General features: G+C 60.7%; 19 protein-coding genes. 11 read left to right on the forward strand and 8 right to left on the reverse strand.

Annotated features, from left to right (window positions below; translation table 11 throughout):
- Positions 1-3: 3 nt before the first annotated feature.
- Positions 4-819: a DODA-type extradiol aromatic ring-opening family dioxygenase gene (locus J0X15_RS18550; RefSeq protein WP_206944082.1), complete on the reverse strand. Its 816-nt coding sequence runs from the start codon at positions 817-819 to the stop codon at positions 4-6.
- A 235-nt stretch (positions 820-1,054) separates the two neighbouring features.
- Between J0X15_RS18550 and dut the strand changes: the two genes are divergently transcribed.
- Both dut and cysK read left to right on the forward strand, forming a co-directional pair.
- Positions 1,055-1,504, forward strand: a complete 450-nt coding sequence (dut, locus tag J0X15_RS18555; protein ID WP_206944085.1) for a dUTP diphosphatase — start codon at positions 1,055-1,057, stop codon at positions 1,502-1,504.
- Between the two features lie 118 nt (positions 1,505-1,622).
- On the forward strand, positions 1,623-2,582 hold the full coding sequence (gene cysK, locus J0X15_RS18560) for a cysteine synthase A (protein ID WP_206944087.1): 960 nt from the start codon (positions 1,623-1,625) through the stop codon (positions 2,580-2,582).
- A gap of 285 nt (positions 2,583-2,867) precedes the next feature.
- Here cysK and J0X15_RS18565 read toward each other — a convergent pair whose 3' ends face one another.
- Positions 2,868-4,037: a hypothetical protein gene (locus J0X15_RS18565; RefSeq protein WP_206944089.1), complete on the reverse strand. Its 1,170-nt coding sequence runs from the start codon at positions 4,035-4,037 to the stop codon at positions 2,868-2,870.
- Positions 4,038-4,227: 190 nt separating this feature from the next.
- On the opposite strand from J0X15_RS18565, the gene modA reads away from it, so the two are divergent.
- The 8 genes from modA (at position 4,228) to J0X15_RS18605 (ending at position 13,510) form a co-directional block, all read left to right on the forward strand.
- Positions 4,228-5,040 carry a molybdate ABC transporter substrate-binding protein gene (gene modA / locus J0X15_RS18570; RefSeq protein ID WP_206944091.1) on the forward strand — a complete coding sequence of 271 codons (813 nt, stop codon included), beginning with the start codon at positions 4,228-4,230 and terminating at the stop codon, positions 5,038-5,040.
- A gap of 25 nt (positions 5,041-5,065) precedes the next feature.
- On the forward strand, positions 5,066-5,773 hold the full coding sequence (gene modB, locus J0X15_RS18575) for a molybdate ABC transporter permease subunit (RefSeq protein WP_206944092.1): 708 nt from the start codon (positions 5,066-5,068) through the stop codon (positions 5,771-5,773).
- The gene (gene modC, locus J0X15_RS18580) at positions 5,766-6,893 is read left to right on the forward strand and encodes a molybdenum ABC transporter ATP-binding protein (protein ID WP_206944093.1); all 1,128 of its coding nucleotides are present in this window, start codon (positions 5,766-5,768) and stop codon (positions 6,891-6,893) included. Before modB ends, modC begins: the two co-directional genes overlap by 8 nt.
- Before the next feature lie 24 nt (positions 6,894-6,917).
- The gene (locus J0X15_RS18585; RefSeq protein WP_209015454.1) at positions 6,918-8,621 is read left to right on the forward strand and encodes a sensor histidine kinase; all 1,704 of its coding nucleotides are present in this window, start codon (positions 6,918-6,920) and stop codon (positions 8,619-8,621) included.
- A gap of 17 nt (positions 8,622-8,638) precedes the next feature.
- A complete protein-coding gene (locus tag J0X15_RS18590; protein ID WP_206944097.1) occupies positions 8,639-9,994 on the forward strand; it encodes a sigma-54-dependent transcriptional regulator in 1,356 nt (451 codons plus the stop codon).
- A gap of 286 nt (positions 9,995-10,280) precedes the next feature.
- On the forward strand, positions 10,281-11,288 hold the full coding sequence (locus J0X15_RS18595) for a DctP family TRAP transporter solute-binding subunit (protein WP_206944099.1): 1,008 nt from the start codon (positions 10,281-10,283) through the stop codon (positions 11,286-11,288).
- Positions 11,289-11,474: 186 nt separating this feature from the next.
- Positions 11,475-12,095 (forward strand): TRAP transporter small permease, encoded by a 621-nt coding sequence (locus tag J0X15_RS18600; protein ID WP_206944101.1) that lies wholly within the window; start codon positions 11,475-11,477, stop codon positions 12,093-12,095.
- Positions 12,096-12,106: 11 nt separating this feature from the next.
- Complete coding sequence (locus J0X15_RS18605) at positions 12,107-13,510, forward strand: TRAP transporter large permease (RefSeq protein WP_206944104.1); 1,404 nt, start codon at positions 12,107-12,109, stop codon at positions 13,508-13,510.
- A gap of 77 nt (positions 13,511-13,587) precedes the next feature.
- Here J0X15_RS18605 and J0X15_RS18610 read toward each other — a convergent pair whose 3' ends face one another.
- On the reverse strand, positions 13,588-14,682 hold the full coding sequence (locus J0X15_RS18610) for a citrate synthase (protein WP_206944106.1): 1,095 nt from the start codon (positions 14,680-14,682) through the stop codon (positions 13,588-13,590).
- Between the two features lie 36 nt (positions 14,683-14,718).
- Here J0X15_RS18610 and J0X15_RS18615 point away from each other — a divergent pair, with 36 nt between their 5' ends.
- On the forward strand, positions 14,719-16,008 hold the full coding sequence (locus J0X15_RS18615) for a citrate/2-methylcitrate synthase (RefSeq protein WP_209015455.1): 1,290 nt from the start codon (positions 14,719-14,721) through the stop codon (positions 16,006-16,008).
- A 35-nt stretch (positions 16,009-16,043) separates the two neighbouring features.
- Here the strand turns inward: J0X15_RS18615 and J0X15_RS18620 are convergent, their stop codons facing one another.
- The 5 genes from J0X15_RS18620 to J0X15_RS18640 form a co-directional block, all read right to left on the reverse strand.
- On the reverse strand, positions 16,044-16,508 hold the full coding sequence (locus J0X15_RS18620) for a GNAT family N-acetyltransferase (protein WP_206944107.1): 465 nt from the start codon (positions 16,506-16,508) through the stop codon (positions 16,044-16,046).
- Positions 16,505-17,338: an isocitrate lyase/PEP mutase family protein gene (locus tag J0X15_RS18625; RefSeq protein WP_206944109.1), complete on the reverse strand. Its 834-nt coding sequence runs from the start codon at positions 17,336-17,338 to the stop codon at positions 16,505-16,507. Before J0X15_RS18625 ends, J0X15_RS18620 begins: the two co-directional genes overlap by 4 nt.
- 210 nt (positions 17,339-17,548) lie before the next feature.
- Entirely contained in the window at positions 17,549-17,830 is a 282-nt protein-coding gene (locus J0X15_RS18630; RefSeq protein ID WP_206944111.1) for an SCP2 sterol-binding domain-containing protein, read from the reverse strand.
- A gap of 148 nt (positions 17,831-17,978) precedes the next feature.
- The gene (locus J0X15_RS18635) at positions 17,979-19,778 is read right to left on the reverse strand and encodes an IlvD/Edd family dehydratase (protein WP_206944113.1); all 1,800 of its coding nucleotides are present in this window, start codon (positions 19,776-19,778) and stop codon (positions 17,979-17,981) included.
- Positions 19,779-19,822: 44 nt separating this feature from the next.
- A complete protein-coding gene (locus J0X15_RS18640; protein WP_206944115.1) occupies positions 19,823-21,550 on the reverse strand; it encodes an HAD family hydrolase in 1,728 nt (575 codons plus the stop codon).
- Positions 21,551-21,585 lie beyond the last annotated feature (35 nt).

Below are 21,585 nucleotides of genomic sequence, written 5' to 3' on the forward strand. Positions count from 1 at the left end.
GCCTTACGCGGCTTCCCGCTCAAACTGCCAATAGGACATGCTGAGCGTGCCGTGGGAATAGCTGCGGTGCAGCAGCTCGGGCGTGGGCGCCTGTTCTGTCGCATCCGCTGCAGCCCCCATGGCGAAGAACAACGGCAACAGGTGTTCTTCCGTCGGATGCGCCTGACGGAAGTCCGACCGTGACGTCATGTCGGCAAAACCCGTCACCCGACCATCCGCCAGCTTGCCGTCCAGATAGGCATCAAACCCCGTTGCCCAATCGGGGGCGGGCACGCCTTCCGGCATGATCTGCCGCAGGTTGTGCACCGTGCCGCCTGAGCCAATCAGGAGAATGCCTTGCTCCTTGAGAGGCGACAGCGCCTGCCCGATAGCAAAAACATCCTCCGGGGTGCTGTTCAGCGGAAGAGAAACCTGCAAGACGGGAATTTTCAGTTTCGGAAAAACCAGCGACAACGGCACCCAGGCACCGTGATCCAGTCCCCAGCTGTCGTCGGAAGATGCCGTCAGACCGGCTGTTGCCAGATGCGCCAGGACGGTGCCATGCAGCATGTCATCGGCCTGCGCCGGATAGTCGATCTGAAACAGTTCTCGCGGAAACCCCCGCCCGAAGTCATGGATGGTCTTCAGCGGCCCGGCAGACGTCACCCGCAGGCCATCGGTTTCCCAATGCGGCGACATGATCACGATGGCTTTGGCCTCTGGCAGATCCGCCGCCAGTCCTTTCAGAAACCGGTGCGCCGGAATATCGCTCAGCGCCAGCATCGGCGAGCCATGCGCCAGAAACAGGGTCGGCAGGGCAGGCTGTAAGGCAGCGGTCATGAATTATGGTCCTTGAAGGTCAAAGGCGGTGTTGCCGCCAGATTGCTGCCAAAGCCGCCCAGACAGAAGCCCAGAAATCCGCGAATGCCCGTTTCCAAAAACTGAACAATACCGGCCGAAAGAGCCGATTGGTCACGCAATGATCGGGGAAGGCCTGGCCGTAACGGGAGCATACTCTTGACAAATCTGGCTCGAAAATATCTGAAAGACACAAGCGAAGACAAAAGGATTTCCGATGACCGTTCGGCTTGAATTCAAGAAACTTCCTCATGGTGCGGACCTGCCGTTGCCGGCCTATCAGTCGGATCAGGCCGCTGGTCTGGATCTTCTGGCCGCCGTGGAGGCGGCGATCATCCTGCAGCCGGGCAAGCGAACCATCGTGCCGACCGGGCTTGCGATGTCGTTGCCTGCGGGCTTTGAAGGCCAGGTCCGCCCGCGCTCTGGTCTGGCTGCCAAGAACGGTGTCACCGTGCTCAACACGCCTGGCACAATCGATGCGGATTATCGCGGCGAAGTGAAGGTGATCCTGATCAACCTTGGCGATGAGGCTTTCGTCATCGAACGCGGCAGCCGCATTGCCCAGATGATCATCGCGCCGGTTCTCCAGGCCAAGATCGAGCTGGTGGAAGAGCTTTCCGTAACCCGGCGCGGTGAGGGTGGTTTCGGCTCAACCGGAACCGCTTGAGAGAAGATTATCCCTCGCAATTTTCCACAGGCGTCATACATTCGAGGTCTGAAGGAATTCGACAGAGGATCTCAAGGATCCTGTCGGAAATACCCGTTGATTTTCTAGGGAGTTTTTCATGAGCGATAAAAAACCAGGCCGTGGCCGTATTTACGGCTCCATCACCGAGACCATTGGCGATACGCCGATTGTCCGTCTGGATCGCCTCGCCAAGGCGCATGGCGTCAAGGCCAACCTGCTCGGCAAACTCGAGTTCTTCAACCCGATCTCCAGCGTCAAGGACCGTATTGGCGTAGCGATGATCGAGGCCATGGAAGAATCTGGCAAGATCACGCCGGGCAAGACCACTCTGGTCGAGCCAACCTCCGGCAACACCGGCATTGCGCTGGCCTTCGTCGCCGCTGCCAAGGGCTACCGCCTGATCCTGGTCATGCCGGAAACCATGTCGATCGAGCGTCGCAAGATGTTCAAGATCATGGGTGCCGAGCTGGAACTGACCGAAGGCCCGAAAGGCATGAAGGGCGCCATCGCCCGTGCTCAGGAGTTGATCGAGGAAATCGACGGCGCGGTGATGCCGCAGCAGTTCGAAAACCCGGCCAACCCGGAGATTCACCGCAAGACAACGGCGGAAGAAATCTGGAACGACACCGACGGCAAGGTCGATGTGTTCGTCTCCGGCATCGGCACTGGCGGCACCATCACCGGTGTCTCCAGCGTTCTGAAGCAGCGCAATCCGGATGTGCATGTGGTGGCCGTCGAGCCGGCTGACAGCCCGATCCTTTCCGGTGGCAATCCGGGCCCGCACAAGATCCAGGGCATCGGTGCCGGTTTCGTGCCGGGCGTTCTCGACACCAAGGCGTTTGACGAGGTCGTCACCATCGGCAATGACGAAGCCTTCGCCATGGCGCGCGAAGTGGCCAAGACGGAAGGAACGCCGGTTGGCATTTCCTCCGGCGCAGCCCTGGCAGCTGCCATCAAGGTCGGTCAGCGCGATGATATGGCCGGCAAGAACATTGTCGTTATCATTCCGTCCTTCGCCGAACGCTACCTGTCGACGGCCCTTTTCGAAGGCCTCTGAGCCCCGGTATGAGCCAAGAATGACAAAAGGCCCGGGAAACCGGGCCTTTTTTGTTGTCTGACACGGCCCCTGCATCATCCGGCACCTCGTCCACTTCCTCTCCTCCGTCACCCTCGTCCTCCCACCCCCACCTCTCCTCCGTCATCCTCGGGCTTGACCCGAGGATCCATGCCGTTCCATCTCCCCACACTCAGGCTCGCCGTGGGGGCACGCAACGGCATGGATGCCATGGTCGCGCCATGGCATGACGCGGGTGGGGAGGTTTGGGCAGCTTTCGTTCAGAACCTAACTCATCAGGCCGCGATCCTGCCGCAGGCGGGTGATCAGCAGGATCATGCCCATGCCCATCAGGTAGGGGAAATAGAACCGGGTTTCGTAATGCGGAAAGACGAAATATTTGGCGAGAATGCTGGTGAAAATCGCATAGAGCAGCACCCGTGAACGGATCGGCATTGCCGGGGCGTTGATGCAGCGGGCGAAAAACACCGCCTGGGCGAAGAGCACGGCAATCCACGTCTGATTGGTCAGCGAGCGGACTGTCGAGCGCACCAGCATCTGGGCATAGGTCACGATGGAGAACGGCGGGTCGAAACCTTCCAGGGTCTCGACATATTCCACATGGGTGAACCACATGTGGATCCACCAGCCCGGATGGCCTTCATCCTTCAGGATCAGCAGATAGGCAGCGGCTGCGGCTGCAAAAGTCAGCGTCATGATCAGCCGGCCAGGGCCGTAGATGGCGCAGAAGGCGAAGAACACACCGATGAAAGCCAGATGGTCCGGCCGGATCAACAGGGCAGCGAGCAGGCAGAGCGCGGCGCCGATGTCCTGCTTCTCGCAGTAGAGATAAAAGCACAGCAGCAGAAACGCCGAGGCATAGAGATCCGGTGAGAGAAGCGCTGCCGTCGGACCAAAAGCGCATAGCAGCAGCAACGAGACGACCACGGGCCCGGCGGCCATCGCCTTGTAGCGGGCCAGCCAACGCAGCAGAATCAGCCCTGTCAGGGCGGCTGACGCTGTCGAGATCCAGCGCAATGCCGTCACCGGATCGGTGAAACGCGCCAGAAATTTAGCCGTCTCAACATATCCGAGTTTCAGATCATAAAAGCCCATCATGGAGGCAAAGGCGGCAGGGTCATTTGCCTGGCGCACGCGGTATCCACGATCCTCGGTCAGGGTGAGATACGCGCCTTCCGAGATGTCGTTGCGCACCAGCTCATAAGCCTTGTCGTGCAGGGAGACCGGATCGTCGATCTGGTCTTCCAGAACCGTGGCGGTGTAGGCCAGCATGTCCCAGTTCGACTGCGGGTAGACTGTGACCACGGCCATGGTCATGGCGGTGAACACCAACAGCACCAGCGCCCCCAGAAGATGTCGCTGTGCCTGATATAATCCGGAGAGAGGCCCCCAGATGGCGTGAAATGTCGTTTCGAGCAAACGCGCAACCGGATTCAACGGGGATCTCCAAGGTTTGGCAGCAGATCCGGGCAGTCTAGGGTGCCCACGTAATTTTTACGTAAATCCAGATGGTTATCGGTTGCGTCTTTTCTGGCATGGAATGTTTCAACTCCAAGAGGAATGCCTTGTAAGGCCGACTGTGCAGGATTAGCTTCAAGCTGGTATAAAACAACAGGTTGGTGAGCGTATGTCCGTTTCTCGCAAGGTCCTGATGGCCATTCTTGGTTTGGTCGCCTCCAACTGGCTCCTGCCAATGTCCGGTCCCGGCAGCCGCGCAATGGCTGCAGATGAGAAGCCGCTGACCGTTTTCGCCGCCGCCAGCATGACCGACGCTCTCACAGAGATCGGTCAGGCCTATGAGCGCGACGGCCACGGCAAGATCGTCTTTTCCTTTGCCGGAACGGGCACACTGGCGCGCCAGCTGGAAGCCGGGGCTCCGGCGGATGTCTTCGTCTCTGCCGATGTCGCCTGGATGGACTACGTGGTCGAACGTGGTGCCGTTGATGCGGGTTCTGTCGTGACGATTGCCGGCAACGCGCTTGTGGTCATCGGCGCTGAGGGGGAAGAGCCCCTGCCGCAGCCTTTGACCCTCGCCGCGCTCACATCTCGCCTTGATGGCGGTCGGCTGGCCATTGCCGACCCTGAAACCGTTCCGGCCGGGCGCTATGCCCGGCAATCCTTCGAGAGCCTTGGCCTGTGGGGTGGTGTCAGTGACGCGCTTGCGCCGATGGAAAATGTCCGGGTCGCGCTGGCCTCTGTGGCGCGCGGAGAAACCCCGCTGGGCGTTGTCTATGGCTCTGACGCGGTGGTGGAACCCCGGGTCAAGATAGTGGCACGTTTGCCGCAAGGTTCACACACGGCCATTTCCTATCCTGCGGCGCTCGTCCCGAATGCCCCCGATCAGGCCCGAGACTTCCTTGGCTATCTCGGTGGCCCGAAAGCTGTAAAAATACTTGAAGACAAGGGCTTCCTTGCGCTCAATGAGACCTTGGCAAACTGAGCGCCACGGGCTTTGAGGAGAGGTCTTGTCTTTTTTTGTGTTGCAGCCGGCTGAGCTAGACGCGCTCCTTCTGACGCTCCGGGTGACCTGTGTCGGACTGGTTGTGGCCTTGCCTTTGGCCGTTGCCGTCGCCTATGTGCTGGCCCGGTATCGGTTTCCCGGCCACGGGGTGCTGAATGCACTGATCCATTTACCGCTTGTCATGCCGCCGGTCGTCACCGGCTATCTGCTGTTGCTGGCCTTTGGCCGCAAGGGACCGATCGGCAGCCTGTTGTCCGACTGGTTTGGCGTCAGCGTTGCCTTCACCTGGGAGGGAGCGGCACTGGCCGCAGGCGTGATGGCCTTTCCGCTGATCGTCCGCCCGATCCGCCTGTCTTTCGAGGCGATTGACCCGAAACTTGAGCAGGCGGCTGCGGCGCTGGGCACACGCACTGGCATTGCGTTTCTGGTGATCACTCTGCCACTGGCGCTTCCGGGCATTCTGGGCGGGGCTATTCTGGGGTTTGCCAAGGCCATGGGTGAGTTTGGCGCGACGATCACCTTCGTCTCCAATATCCCCGGCGAAACCCGGACGCTGTCTCTGGCGCTTTACACTGCAATTCAGTCGCCGGGAGGTGAAATGCCGGCTTTGCGGCTGACTCTGATTTCGGCAGCGGTCGCCTTTGCAGCCCTGATCCTGTCGGAACTCTGGGCCCGCAAACTGCGCGCCAGACTGGCAGGCGCCGATGCTTGAGGTCGATGTCACAGGCCAGGTGGGAGCATTTTCCTTGTCCGCATGCTTTTCCGGCGGGGCCGGCGTGACAGCCCTGTTCGGCCAGTCCGGGGCGGGCAAGACCACCATCACCAACATGATCGCCGGGCTGGTCAAGCCGACGGCCGGACGGATCATTGTCAAGGGGGAGGTGCTGTTTGATGCTGCGCAAGGCATCAACATGAGCTTGCGCCAACGCCGCATCGGGCAGGTCTATCAGGACGCCCGTCTGTTCCCGCATCTGACGGTGCGTTCCAATCTGACCTTTGCCCGCTGGGCGGGTGGTCGCTCTACCACCCGCTCCTTCGATGAGGTGGTGGGTCTTCTGGGCATTGCGGAACTTCTCGATAGAAAGCCGGCTCATTTGTCCGGTGGCGAGCGTCAGCGCGTCGCCATTGGTCGCGCCTTGCTGTCGGATCCGCGCATCTTGCTGATGGATGAGCCGTTGGCCTCCCTCGATCAGGGCCGAAAAGCCGATATTCTGCCCTATCTGGACCGTTTGCGGCAGGAGGCGGGGTTGCCCATTGTCTATGTCAGCCATGCCATGGAAGAGGTGGCACGCTTGGCCGAAACCCTGGTGATTGTCTCCGGCGGCAAGGTTCTGGCCCATGGTCCGGTTGCCGATATCATGTCGCGGGTTGATCTGGGCAACGCCACCGGACGGCATGAGGCGGGAGCTCTGCTGGAAGGGAGCGTCAGTCATGTCGACGACGGCTGGGGCCTCGCGCATGTCGATTTGGGGCAAGGGCAGATCATGCAGATTCCTGACCCGTCCCTGAGTGCGGGGGACGCCATGCGGCTGCGCATTCGGGCGCGGGATGTGGCCTTGTCGCTCAGTCCGCCGACAGGCTTGAGCATTCGAAACGTCCTCAGCGGTGAAGTCCTGCAGGTCACGGTGGAGGACGGCCCCTATGCGGAAGTGGTCTGCGCTGTGGCTGGCCAGACCTTGCGGGCCCGCATTACCCGCGCCTCGGCGCATGAGCTGGGCCTGCAGCCGGGCCTGAAAATCTTCATGCTGGTCAAGAGTGTCGCCATTGAGCGGCGCCAGCGCATGGCAGTCGGTCATCTGTCGTCAGGCTTTCGGTCCGGCGACAAAGCCTGATAGGTTGGTCCGATGAGCAGCTTCATGCGGCGCCGTTCGGTGCGCAACACCCGAATTGTGGTGATCGTCCTTTTTCTTCTGATCAGCGCCGGCGGCGTCTGGCTGACTGCGTTGACCAGTTACCGCGTGTTTGAAAGCGATCTGGAGACGCGGGTGAACGCCGCGCTGCAGGTGCAATCCGGTGTGCTGGAAAGCCACCTTGAGAAGTTCCGGGTGTTGGCGCCGATTGTGGCCCGTTCGCCCAACGCGGAAGCTGCGGCCATTTTCAATGACGAGATGGTCGGGCGCCGGGTATCTGCCATTGCAGCAGGCATGGCCGGGGCGGAGGAGGTCTGGTTTCTGACGGCAGCAGGCCGCCCGGTAGCTTCCAGCCTGTCGGGGCGTCAGGCGGTCGGGCCGCTGGGATGGCAGGCGATTGCCAAAGCGTATGGCGAGGCCGCACAAGGCCAGCTCGGCCGTCAGCTTTTGGCCGGAACGGCAGACCGCCCCTCCAGTTATGTGTTCGCCTCGCCGATCAGGGTGCAGAACCGGCTGGCCGGCATTCTGGCCGTCAGGGTTCCACTGGCGCCGGTTGAGCAGGTCTGGGCTCTGACCAAATATCCGATCTTTGCCAACGACGAGACCGGGCGGGTCGTCGTCACCAATCAGGCTGCACAGCGCGGTTCCCGCATGATGACGGTCAACCGCGACAATCTGCTGAAAGTGTCCAAGGAACTGCCGGTTCTGGGCTGGCGTGTCCATGCCTTCGCTGATCCCTTCGAAGCCCGCCGCCAGGCCTGGCGTGCCGTGGTGATTGCGGTGCTCGTCTGCGTCATCTTCGGCAGCGTGCTGTGGAACCTGGTCTACCGCTGGGAAGATCAGCTGCGTCGCCGGCGTCGGCAGAAAGCCGAGGCCCTGCGGCTGGAGCGCAAGGTTCAGCACCGCACGGCGGAACTGCGTCAGGCCAATGCCCAATTGAAACAGGAAGTGCAGGACCGCCAGCGGGCGGAAGAAGAGCTGCATCACGCTCAAGCCGAGCTTGTGCAGGCAGCAAAGCTTGCCACGCTGGGCGAGATGTCGGCCTCGTTGTCGCACGAATACAATCAGCCGCTCGCCGCGATCCGCTCCGATGCGGATGTCGCAGAAATGCTGATCACCCGAGGTCGAGCGGAGGAGGCACGCGGCAATCTGCAGCGGATCGGTGCAATGGTTGACCGCATGGCGGAAATCGCCCGCACCCTGAAAGGCTTCACCCGCAAGGCCGGAACCGATGTGCGCCGGGTCAATCTGCATCAGGTTGTCGAGGAAGCAGCGCTTTTGCTGCGGCCGCAGGTGAAGCGCACCGGCACGCGGGTCTCCCTGCATCTGCCGGATGCGCCGGTGCATGTCGCCGGTGGCAAGATCCGGCTGGAGCAGGTGGTGGTGAACCTGCTGTCGAACGCTGTCGATGCGGTCAGTCACCGGCAGGATCCGGAGGTGTCCTTGAAGGTCGAGGTCACCAGCCGCGATGCCTTCCTGAGCGTCGAGGACAATGGCGACGGTGTATCGCGGGACATACGGGCCCAGGTCTTCGAGCCGTTTTTCACTACAAAGCAAAGCGGATCAGGGCTCGGCCTTGGCCTGTCGATAGCCTATAAGATCGTCCACGACTTCAATGGCTCGCTGTCGGTTGAGGACAGCGCAGCCGGGGGCGCACGGTTTGTCATGCGGTTGCCTCTGGCGGGTCACGAAACACGCGCAGCAGATTAGAACGGCGGATTTAAACGATGGAACAGGCTTGTGTTCTGCTGGTCGATGATGAAAGCGATCTGCGCCATTCTTTGGCCCAGGGCCTGGAGCTGACGGGTCACCGGGTGGTCGCCACCGGCGCGCCGGAAGAGGCGCTGCAGCACGTCAATCGCGGCTTTTACGGGGTTCTGGTCACGGACATCCGTATGCCTGGGTTCGATGGCTTCGAGGTCATGCGCCGTGCGATGGAGATCGATCCGGCCCTGCCGGTGGTGCTGATCACCGGCCATGGCGATGTGCCGCTGGCGGTCGAAGCCATGCGCGCCGGAGCCTATGATTTCATGGAGAAGCCATTTTCAGTCGGCCATCTGGCGTCTGTGGCCGAACGCGCCATCGAAAAGCGCCGGCTGGTTCTGGAAAACCGCATTCTGCGTGAGGATCTGGCCGACCGCAGTGGTCTGGAGAGCCGTCTTGTCGGTCGATCGCCATCGATGGAGCGCCTGCGCCAGATGGTACTGGCGCTGGCGCCGACCGATGCGGACGTGCTGATCCTCGGCGAGACTGGCTCCGGCAAGGATGTTGTTGCCCGCGCCTTGCATGACGAAGGCCCGCGCAAGGGCAAGGCCTTCGTCGCGCTCAACTGCGGCGCACTTCCAGCGGAAATCATCGAGTCCGAGCTGTTTGGCCATGAGAAAGGCGCCTTCACCGGCGCCAGCGGTCAGCGCATCGGCAAGCTGGAATATGCCCATGGTGGCACGGTCTTCCTTGATGAAATCGAGTCCATGCCGCTGGAGTTGCAGGTCAAACTGCTGCGAGTCATCGAGACCCGGTCGATCGAGCGGCTCGGCTCCAACAAGTCGATTGACCTGGATGTGCGCTTTATCGCCGCCTCGAAGGAGGACCTGGAGAAGGCCGGGCAGGAAGGCCGTTTCCGTCTCGATCTGTTTTACCGGCTCAATGTGGTGACGGTTCCGATCCCGCCTCTGCGCGACCGGCTGGAAGATGTGCCGCTGCTGTTCCAGCATCTGGCGATCGAAGCCCGCGCCCGTTATCGCCGCGAGATTCCGGACATGTCACCGGCCTATCTGGCCCGGCTGGCCTCGCGTCCCTGGCCCGGCAACGTGCGCGAATTGCGCAATGTCGCCGACCGTTTTGTGCTGGGACTGGAAAGTGGTTCACTGCCCGACGGTCTCTCTCCGGCACATGGGCTTGGGGGCGATCTGACCCAGGACAGCCTGTCCGATCAGGTGGCGGCCTATGAGCGTGCGCTGATCGCCACGGCGCTGACCCGCAACGAAGGCTCCATCAAGGCGACCTACGAAGGCCTCGGCCTGTCGCGAAAAGCGCTCTACGAGAAGATGCGCAAATACGGACTCGGCCGCGAGGACGCGTGAACGGACTTGGAACGGGATAAGTCTGGAAATTTTGCCCGAGAAAAAGAATTGGGTCGGAATCGACACATGTACTGAGGGGTAGTTGTGTCGATTCCGACCCAGGGTGCATCGATGTTGATGCGAGGGGCACTGACTAAATGCATGGCTGCCCCAGGGGTTCCGTGGATTTTCACTTTTTCTCAAGCTTTGGCACAAGCATTGCTAATTTATCCTGAGCCCTCTTGGGGGGCCACCGGATCGTCTGCCGATCCGGGAGGATTTGAAGCAATGTCTGGGAGGACATTCCATGAAAAATTTCGTTCTCGCTGCGGCCACCGCGGCGTCCCTCGCTTTTGCTGGCGCAGCTCATGCGGCTGACGACTGTTCCGATGGCGAAATCGTCATCAAGTTCAGCCATGTCGTCGCAGCGACCGGCCATCCGAAGGGCGATGCGGCCACTATGCTGGCCGAGCGCGTCAACTCCGAGATGGACGGCAAGGCCTGCATGCAGGTGTTCCCGAACTCTCAGCTGTTCGACGATGACAAGGTAATGGAAGCTCTGCTTCTGGGCGACGTTCAGCTCGCAGCACCGTCCCTGTCCAAGTTCGAAGCCTACACGCTGAAGTTCCGTCTCTTCGATCTGCCGTTCCTGTTCCAGGATCTGAACGCCGTTGAGCGCTTCACCACCGGTACCGACGGCAAGGACCTTCTCGGTTCCATGACCGATTACGGCTTCCTCGGCCTTGGCTACTGGAGCTCGGGTTTGAAGCAGTTCTCTGCCAACAAGCCGCTGATCCAGCCGGCCGATGCCAATGGCCTGAAGTTCCGCGTTCAGACCTCCGACGTGGCTGTTGCCATGATCGAAGCACTTGGCGCGAACGCTCAGAAGTTGGCCTTCAAGGAAGTTTACGGCGCACTGCAGACTGGCGTTGTGGACGGACAGGAAAACTCCTGGTCGAACATCTACACCCAGAAGTTCTTCGAAGTGCAGGACGGCATCACCGAAACCAACCACCAGCTGCTGGCCTACCTGCTCGTCACATCTGACGAGTGGCTGAACAGCCTCGACGACGACGTGAAGACCCAGTTCCTCACCATCGTTGAAGAAGTGACCGCCAAGGCAAACGCAGCTGTGGCTGAGAAGGAAGCTGCAAACCGTCAGCGTATCCTTGAGGCCGGTTCGACCATCCGTGAGCTGTCCGCAGAAGACCGCAAGGCATGGGTCGACACCATGAAGCCGGTTTGGACCAAGTTCGAAAGCGACATCGGTGCGGATCTCATCGAGTCCGCTGTCGCTTCCAACACCAGCAACTAAGCCAGTTTGAGAATGGTCGCGCTGCGGCGCGGCCGTTCACGCGGCCCCATCGCGTTGAAGCCGGGAGCCACCCGACGCCCAGCAAATGGCCGTCTGCGGTTGTTTCCGGCTTCCAACTACACAAGAACAAACAAACCAAAGTGAAGAGCGCGGCTCGCGCCATACAGCGCTCGCGGGGGATGTTTCATGCAACGTGTCGACAATTGGGTGACGCGGTTTGAGGAGAGTGTCATCGCACTGCTCCTTGCCGCGATGACCCTTGTTTCCTTTACCCAGGTGGTGGCCCGATACGGGTTCAACTCCGGCTGGACTGGCGCACTCGAATTTACGCGAATCCTCTTTGCCTGGCTCATTCTGTTCGGCATGAGCTATGCAGTAAAGATCGGCTCGCATCTGGGCGTCGATGCTGTTATCCGCCTGCTGCCGAAGCCACTGTTTCGTGCTGCTGCCATTTTCGGCGCTCTTTGCGGCGTCGCCTATGCGGGCACGTTGTTGTATTCGGAATGGCTGCACATCTTCGGCCTCAACACCAGAGGCGGTGCCATCGACTACTGGTCGAAGATGCACAAGATCGGCATTGGTCTCGATGACCTGCGCTATCCTCAAGTAATCATTGATACTTTTGGCACCCAGGAACGCGTCCAGCGCTGGATCGCCTATCTGATCCTGCCCATCGGTCTGGCTCTTTTCATGTTCCGTTGCCTGCAGGCAGCCTGGCAGATCTGGATTGGCGAGCGCGTCATGATGATTGCGGCCCATGAAGCTGAAGAGCTGGTCGCCGAAAACAAAGACATTCTGAAGGATTGAGGTAGAGATCCATGGAAGCCGCAATCCTTTTCATTCTCGTCCTGGGATTCCTGTTCCTGGGCGTTCCGATTGCCATCTCACTGGGTCTGTCCAGTGTGCTGGCCATCGCAATCTTCTCCAATGACTCGATCTCCTCGGTCGCCCTGCAGCTGTTTACCGCGTCGCAGAACTATACGCTTCTGGCCATTCCGTTCTTCATTCTGGCGTCTGCCTTCATGTCGACCGGGGGCGTGGCACGCCGCATCATCCGCTTTGCGGTTGCTTGCGTCGGTCATGTGCGCGGCGGTCTGGCGATTGCAGCGGTTTTCTCCTGCATGTTGTTCGCCGCCCTGTCCGGGTCTTCTCCGGCCACTGTCGTTGCCATCGGCACCATCGCCATCGCAGGCATGCGGCAGGTCGGCTACACCAAGGAATTCGCAGCGGGCGTTATCGCCAATGCGGGCACTTTGGGCATTCTCATCCCGCCGTCCATCGTCATGGTGGTTTATGCGGCGGCAACAGATGTATCCGTTGGCCGGATGTTTCTGGCCGGCGTGATTCCCGGCCTCGTGGCCGGTCTGATGTTGATGGTCGCGATCTATGTGAATGCACGCATCAAGAAGATGCCGAAGCAGCCTTTCGCCGGGTTCGGCGAAATCGCCGGTGCCGCCGGTGAGGCCGGATTTGGCTTGTTGCTGATCGTCATCATTCTCGGCGGTATTTACGGCGGTATTTTCACCCCGACGGAGGCAGCCTCTGTCGCTGCGGTCTATGCCTTCTTCATCGCCATCTTCATCTACCGCGACATGGGCCCGTTGAAGGATGTTCCTCTTCGCAAGGAGGGCGAAAGCCTCCCTGTCGCCGTCGTCCGCAACATCTACATCTGTCTGGTGCAGTTCTTTCCGGCCTGCTTCCACCCGGACACCAAGAAGGTGCTGACCGAAGCGGCGAAGACGACCATCATGCTGATGTTCATCATCGTCAACGCGTTGCTGTTTGCACATGTTCTGACGTCGGAACGCATCCCGCAGGCCATCACCGACTGGATGATCGGCGCCGGCTTCAACTGGTTCACCTTCCTGATCGCGGTCAACATCTTGTTGCTTCTGGGCGGTCAGTTCATGGAGCCGTCCGGGTTGCTGCTGATCGTGGCGCCGGTGGTGTTTCCGATTGGCATGGAGCTGGGGGTCGACCCGATCCATCTCGGCATCATCATGGTGGTGAACATGGAAATCGGCATGATCACGCCGCCGATCGGGCTCAATCTGTTCGTGACCTCCGGGATTACGGGCATGAGCCTGATCCAGGTGGTGCGCGCAGCAGCCCCCTTCGTGATGATCCTCTTCCTGTTCCTCATCCTGGTGACGTATGTCCCGGCGCTCTCGACATGGCTGCCGTACAGCTTGATGGGGCCGGAACTGATCACCAACCGCTAGGGTCCAGGCGGTGTTCCAAAACTCAAAAAGGCCGGAGCCACCCGCTCCGGCCTTTTTTATATCTTTAGTCAGACGGTTTAAGGCCCGACATAGCGGGATTGTGGGCGGATCAAGCGGCCCTTGGCCTGTTGTTCGGCCATATGGGCGCACCAGCCGGGGGCGCGGCCAACGGCGAACAGCGGCGTGAACAGGCTGCGGTCGATGCCAATCGCTTCCAGCAGGACGGCCGTATAAAACTCCACATTGGTGTCAAGCTTGCGCTCGGGCTTGTGCAGTGCCAGGGCACTCAGCGCTTCGCGTTCAATCTCTTCCGCCAGGGCCACCCGTCCGCTGTCTTTCGAGAGGGCCGCCAGCCCGGTCTTCAGCACATCGGCGCGTGGATCGCGGGTGCGATACACCCGGTGGCCGAAGCCCATCAGCCGTCGCCCGGCTCTGAGTTCCCCACCGATCCAGGCTCGCACATTACCGCTGTTCTGTGCCGCGTCCAGCATGTCGAGCACCGGTCCCGGCGCGCCGCCATGCAGCGGTCCGCTCAACGCTCCCATGGCGCCCAACAGACCTGCCTTGGCGTTGGCATTGGTTGAAGCAATCACCCTTGCGGCAAAGGTTGAGGCATTCAGTCCGTGGTCGAGAACCGTCGTCAGATAGCGGTTAAGCCCCGCCACATGGGCCGCCGGCGGAACGCTGCCGGTCAGCATGCGCAAAAGGTCTGCAGCGGTTTCTGCCGTGGCATCTGGGGCGATCGGCTCCAGCCCTGCCTTCAATCGGTACCCGCCAGCGAGAAACACCGACAGCGCCCCGGCGAGCATCAGGGAATTCTCGCCTGCCGCACTGCTGGGCAGAGCCGCCAGACCGATGGTCATCATCTCGAAGGCGCTCAGGTCCGGATCGGCTGCCCGCAAGACACCGATCTGCTCCCAGGCAAGGGAACGGCCTTCCGCCAGCGAGACTTGCGCGGGTGCGCTGGTGGGCAGCAGGTCCCTGGTCAGATGTTCGACGGCGCTGTCGAAGGATCCTGTTTCGGCCAGCTCCTCGACCGACTTGCCGCGCAAGGTCAGTCGACCAGCGGCGCCCTGAACATCGCTGAGGACGGTCTCGGCGACGACGATGCCCTCGAGGCCGTCGGAAATCGGCGGGAGTTTGCTGGTGTCGAATGTCGGGGCGAGGGTCATCGGCGTCTCCTGTATTGACTGTGGTCATTTTTGAATATGACTGCGGTCAAAAAGCCGAAAACGCTTGAGATCGTCAATATTGATAAATACAATCAATATATGAATTCGCCCGTCTATCTTTCCGCCCGCGAGGCTGCGACCGAACTTGGTGTTCAGCCGGCGACGCTCTATGCCTATGTCAGTCGCGGCCTGATCCGCTCCACCCCCGGACCGGGCAAACAGCGGCGCTATGATGCCTCCGATGTCCGCGCATTGCAGACCCGTCGCGACCGGGATCCGGCGCCGGGGTCCGGTCTCATGGCGCGAGCAGACGAAGCCTCGGCAACGCCGCTGTTGCAGACCCGGCTGACGATGATCACGGCAGACGGACCGTACTACCGCGGCCATGCGGTGGCGGAGTTGGCGCAGACGTCGTCGCTGGAGGCGGTGGCGACGCTTCTATGGGGTGCCGATCAGGATCCTTTTGCCGGAATTTCCGAGTGGTCGGCGGAAATCGCCGAGGTGGAAACCGATGGCTTCTTCGGTTTTGTCGCGCCGGAAGCTTTGCCGCCTTTGGAGCGCCTGATATGCCGCTTCGCCACGTGGCCGACTGTGGACCGTTCCGCCTCGGCTCAAGCGCCTAACCTGTTGATGGAAAAGGGAGCCAGGCTGCTTTATGCCGGCGTCTCGGCGCTTGTGGATCAGCCGATTTCGCAGCGTCCCTTACACGTGCAGATGGCCGACGCTTGGGGCGTGGAGGATGCTGCGGGGCGCGATCTGATCCGGGCCGCACTGGTCTTGTGCGCCGATCATGAGCTCAACACCAGCGCCTATGCGGTCCGCTGTGCTGCCTCGACCCGGGCGCCTTTGCATGCCTGCCTGATTGCCGGACTGGGGGCTTTTTCCGGACCGCGCCATGGGGCGCATTCCGACCGGGTGCAGGCCTGGCTGCGTGACATAGACGAGCCGGACACGGTGGATCCGGTGTTCGCAGAGCGGCTCAACCGGGGAGAGGATCTGCCCGGATTCGGCCATCTGCTATATGAGAAAGCCGATCCCCGTGCCGCTATGTTACTGAAGAGGCTACAAGAAACGGCGCCTCACAGCCTGTTTCTGCAAACCATGCCCTATGTTCTCACCGCTGGTCGGAGCTATTATGGCTTGAGCCCGAACATCGACTTTGCCTTGGTGGCATTGCAGCGGGCGCTTCGCTTGCCGAAAGAGGCGCCAAAGCTGCTCTTCTGTGCCGGGCGGCTTGTCGGCTGGATTGCGCATGCTCTGGAGCAATATCAGGCGAAGGAGCAGATCCGCCCACGTGCCAACTATATCGGGCCGCGTCCCGCGTGATCCGAGTTCAGATTTCCAGATTGTTTCCAGCAGGCTCAGACAGGTTTGCGCATCATGACCACGCGCTTGTCGCCCATGGCTTCCTCACCGATTTCCTGAAAACCGCTGCGCTTGTACCAGTCGCGGTTGCTTTGCATCAGAACATTGGTGAACAGCCGGATTTCGCTGTATCCGGCTGCCTGCGCCCGCGTTTCGGCAAAATTCAGCAAAGCCGTCCCGATGCCCAAACCCGCGGCATCCGGATGAACAGCAAGGGCCCAGAGTAGCAAATGATCTGGCTTGTGCTGCAGCACAAGCGAAGCGTCCGTGCGTCCGTGACCGCCGCAAATCCAGCATTCGTCCCGTTCAAGGACTTCCGGGTAGGAGACTTCGATTGCCTGTGGAATGGCGCCAATGACACCGATCCATTCGAAATAGGCCCGCTCCGCCAGGGTTCGCATCGCATCTGCGTCCTCGACGGTGGCACGCCGAAGACCGGCGATTTCCATCGGGGCGCTCAAGCCCGGCCTCGCATGAACAGATCGAAGTCCTTCAGCTCGTCTGTCTCGTCGAAATGGCCGAACGTCCCGCCATCCTTGATCTTTTCAGCGGCCGCCGTGAAGGCGCCATAGGCAATCCTCGACAGGCCGCCGCCGATTGAAATCCGTGTCACCCCGAAACTCTCCAGCTCCTTTCGGGTCAGAAAGAACTTCTTCCGGCCTGCCAGAATGTTCAGCGGCTTGTCGATGCTGGCGATAACCTGCCGGATGGCATCGGCGGAGCTGATTTCCGGTGCGTAGAGGCAGTCGGCGCCAGCTTGCGCAAAGGCATTCAGACGCTCGATGATCTTCTTCAGGGCTTCAGGACTGTCGGCGCGGGCTTCTGCACGCGCGGTCAGGACGAAATCAGGTGCCAACCGCTGCTTGACGTCAACAGCGGCCTTGATGCGTTCCACCGCCAGATCGATATCATAATGCGGATTAACCGGATCGAGACAGAAATCCTCGATGGAGCATCCGGCCAACCCGGCCTCAATGGCACCACGCACGGTCTCGGCCACATCCTCGGGCGTATCGCCGAAGCCGTTCTCCAGGTCGCCGTTGATCGGCAGTGTCGTGTTGGCAACGATGTCGGCAGCATGAGAGAGCGCCATTTCGCGCGAGATCAGCCCTTCCGCATCGCGAAATCCATGGGTGTAGGCATAACCTGAGGAGGTCGTAGCAAGAGCGTCAAAGCGCAAGCCTTCCAGGATCCTGGCGGAGCCGATATCGAAGGGGTTGGGCATGACGAAGGCTGTGGCATTCTCGTGCAGCTGCCGGAAGCGCACACGCCTGTCTTGAATGCTCTGCATGATCTGTCTCCTTGCAGGAGGCCATGAGCTTCCTCCACGTCGCTTGTACCCAGAGACACTCTAGCCGAGTTGAAGCCAGGAATAAACGACGCGCCTGGATTGTGGTTTCCAGGCTGACAACGATTGGCAAGACTGCTGATATAGCGGTCAAAACGAAAAACGCCGACACGAGGCCGGCGCTTTAATAAATCCGGTATATTTAATCTGACTTCAGACGATCTGACCGAGCTTCATCGCAACATTCATGTCGCCGTCGACGGTGATCTTGCCGCCCATGAAGGCAGCTGTCGGGTTGAGCTCCCCGCTGAGCAGTTCCTGCAGGTCATCCGGCGTGATGTTGACGGTGCAATCGGCGTCAGCGTCGTCGTTGGTTACGGTCGACCCCTGAACGAAAATCTGGCCGGTGTCACCGAGGTTGAACTTAACGCTTTCATCGATGCCGCCACCAGCGACCTTGGTTCTCACGCTTTCAGTCAATGTTTCCAGGCTCATGCCAATTCTCCCTATCCACAGGTCATGATGTACGACAACGGTGTTGTCACTTTGACCCTCAAGAAGCATACCGTTTACGTAATCGTCAAGAGGGCGATGGGCGCCCTCTTGACTGTTTTGGTCCCTGACGTAGGGTCCTGCAGGACCTCTAGTGGTTGTCGCGGGGCAGGCCCTTGGAATGTGCGACGTCCTGGTAGTTGACGGCAGGCTTCAGCACCATGCCCTTGTCGAACTGATCGACGAGATCGCGCTGAATTTCCTGCCACGGAGTCTGATGCGGTGCATAGGCAAAGCCACCCTTGGCTTCCAGATCCGTGCGACGCTGAGCCAGTTCCTCATCGGAAATGAGGATGTCGGCCGTTGCCTTGTTCAGATCGATCCGTACCCGGTCACCAGTCTGCAGCAGAGCGAGACCGCCCATGGCAGCGGCTTCCGGCGACGCGTTCAGGATGGAGGGAGACCCGGAGGTTCCCGACTGTCGGCCATCGCCGATGCAAGGCAGGGCGGTGATGCCGCGTTTGATCAGCGCAGCAGGCGGCTGCATGTTGACCACTTCTGCGCCGCCCGGATAACCGATCGGGCCTGTGCCGCGAATGAAGAGCATGCAATGCTCGTCGATGTTCAGGTCCGGATTGTCGATGTTATCGTGGTAATCCTCCGGTCCTTCGAACACGATGGCCCGGCCTTCAAAGGCGTCCGGATCGTCCGGGTTCATCAGGTAGCGATCACGGAATTCGTCGGAAATAACCGAGGTCTTCATGATCGCGCTGTCGAACAGATTGCCCTTCAGATTGAGGAATCCGGCCTTGTCCTTCATGGGCTTGTCGTAAGGCAGGATAACTTCCGGCAACTCGATTTCACGATCCTTGCAGTTTTCGCCGATGCTCTTGCCATTGGCGGTTTTTGCATCCGGATGCGGCAGCTTGCCGTGCTTCATCAGTTCGGCCACGACGGCGGGTACGCCACCGGCGTGATGGTAATCTTCCCCCAGGTATTCACCAGCGGGCTGCAGATTGACCATCAGGGGGATGTCGAGGCCGATTTTCTGCCAGTCGTCATTGTCCAGCTCAACGCCGAGGTGGCGCGCAATGGCATTCAGGTGGATCGGTGCGTTGGTCGATCCGCCGATAGCCGAGTTGACGACGATGGCATTCTCGAAAGCCTCGCGGGTCATGATGTCGGAAGGCTTCAAGTCCTCCCAGACCATGTCGACGATGCGCTTGCCGCTTTCATAGGCGATCTGCCCACGTTCGCGATAAGGTGCTGGAATGGCAGCAGAGCCGGGCAGCTGCATGCCGAGGGCTTCAGCCAGCGAGTTCATCGTCGTCGCCGTGCCCATGGTGTTGCAATAGCCGACGGATGGCGCGGAGGAGGCGACCAGATCCATGAAGCCGTTGTAGTCGATTTCACCGGCGGCCATCATCTGGCGCGCCTTCCAGACGATGGTCCCCGAGCCGGTGCGCTCGCCCTTGTGCCAGCCGTTCAGCATCGGCCCGACAGACAGCGCGAGTGCCGGAATGTTGACGGTCGCGGCAGCCATCAGGCAGGCTGGCGTGGTCTTGTCGCAGCCGATTGTCAGCACGACACCATCCAGCGGATAGCCGTAAAGCAGCTCGACCAGACCAAGGTAGGCCAGGTTCCGGTCAAGGGCCGCACCGGGGCGTTTTCCGGTTTCCTGGATCGGATGCACCGGAAACTCGAAGCAGATGGCGCCGGCTTCGCGAATGCCTTCACGCACCCGCTTGGCGAGTTCCAGATGGTGGCGATTGCACGGCGACAGATCCGAGCCGGTCTGGGCAATGCCGATGATCGGCTTGCCGGACTGCAGCTCTTCACGGGTGAGGCCGTAATTCAGATAGCGTTCGATATAAAGCGCGGTCATTCCCGGATTGTCCGGGTTGTTGAACCAGGCGGTAGACCTCAAGCGCGGAGGCTTATTTGTGCTCATTTTCCTCTCCCACGAGTGCGTATAAACGGCAAAAAAACGCTGCGTCAGCCTTCGCGGGCCGTACCAACGTCCTGATGCGGGTGCAGGGGCGCTGCAGATGCCTCTTGTGGATGCCCGAAGCGCTTGCGAAACAAGCTGGAATCCAGGCTGGCCGCACCCAGGGGCAGGATGGCCACAATCGGCGCGATTGCAAGCGGGATAAAGCCAAAAGCGGCAACCATGGCACACACTGTTGCAAGTCCAACGCTGATTTTTATCATGGTGGTCTCGCGGGAGCGTAATGTTTCGCTGAATCTGAGCAGATTTGGTACCGCACGCGGATCGGCATTCAGCACCTGGACCAAGGGGCGTATGGCACGGTCGTCGCCGCGCTTCAACAGGCAGAGCAGCAGGCTGCCAGGGGCTCGCTGTGGCCGATAAACGAAGATCGCATTGAGATGCCCTACCGCTGTGGCGGCAGATCCGGCACGCTCCTGCAACGGAATGCCATGGCGAAAGCCTTCGGCGCCGATGGTTTCGGTCAGCCAGCGGGTGGCCGCTGCACTGCCGCCTGAGACGATCAGCGAGGCGCAACCGCTCTGACGGAGGTCGGATACGGCTTGCGCGGCAGCGTCATGTACAGCGCCCTGCAGGGCCAGAACCCCGACTACACGCTGACCAATGGCCACCAGCACACAGACCTTGCCGGAACTCTCGAAGGTCCGGCAGAGCGAGGTTGCCGTGAAGGTGTCGATCTTCAGCTGTTCCATCAGCGCCGTATTCCCGACGGCGACAGGCTCGCTGCCGATCATCGCGACAATGCCCAGCCCGGTGGCTTCCTCATGTTCTTCAGGAATTTCCTGCGGCACATCCCAGTCGCGCGCCAGATCGCGAATGGCCACACCGATGGGGTGCTGGGCATAGGCTTCTGCGGTGGCTGCGATGGACAGAAGCACCTCGGGTTGCTTGTCGAAGGCCTTCACATCGGTGACGACCAGCCGGTCGTCCGTCATCAGCGATGGCTTGTCGAATACGACAGCTCCCAGCGAGCGGGTTTCCTTCAGCGCGGCCGGGTCAGCCAGCACGAAGCCATTTTGCTGGGCGCGAAAGGTCGCGGTTCGTTGCATCCGGCGCGCCAGAAGGTCGGTTCCGTGTGGCCACAGCAGAAACAGGACGCAACAGCCCGCGCTCAAACCACCTTCGGCCAGAGCTGCCAGAGTTGCGTTGTCAAACGAGCCCGTCAGGCCGGCCAGACCATAGAGGCCGGTGACCACACCGAAGGCCACAGCGGCAGCGCATTGCAGCAAGATGGATTTGCGGCTGCGTAAAGCGGGCGCCGGTGGCGCCTGGGGATCATCGGCAAGTCGGGCGCTGACCAGCCGCGCGGTCATCAAAAGGGCCGCAGTCAGGACCAGCGGCAGCACAGTCTCTTCCGGCAGGCTGAGCCCAAAGAACAGGCTGGCGGACAGCGCCAGGAGCAGAGCGGCAGTCACGAGGGTGGCGGCATTGACCGACGTTGCGCTTGATCCGCGCGCTTCGGTTGCAGCTGCTCCGGCCCGGACGCGGGCCATGGCTTTGGCGCGAACGCTGCCGGAGAGGTCCATGGTTTCCATAGCGATGCCGCCACTGCTCAGCAGAAAGGCACACAAGGCCGAGGACAGGCCCAAAAGCGCGATGCCACCATCCTCGAATGCGAAATGGTCGCCAAAGGACATCAACAGCGGCAGCAGCAGAAACGCGATGGCGAAACCGGGCAGGAGAAGGGCACGACGATTTAGACGGTCAAGAAGCATGAACTATGGTGGGCTGAATGAAGGGACTATCTCTT

The organism is Roseibium limicola, assembly GCF_017313085.1.
In the GTDB taxonomy this organism is placed as follows: domain Bacteria; phylum Pseudomonadota; class Alphaproteobacteria; order Rhizobiales; family Stappiaceae; genus Roseibium; species Roseibium limicola.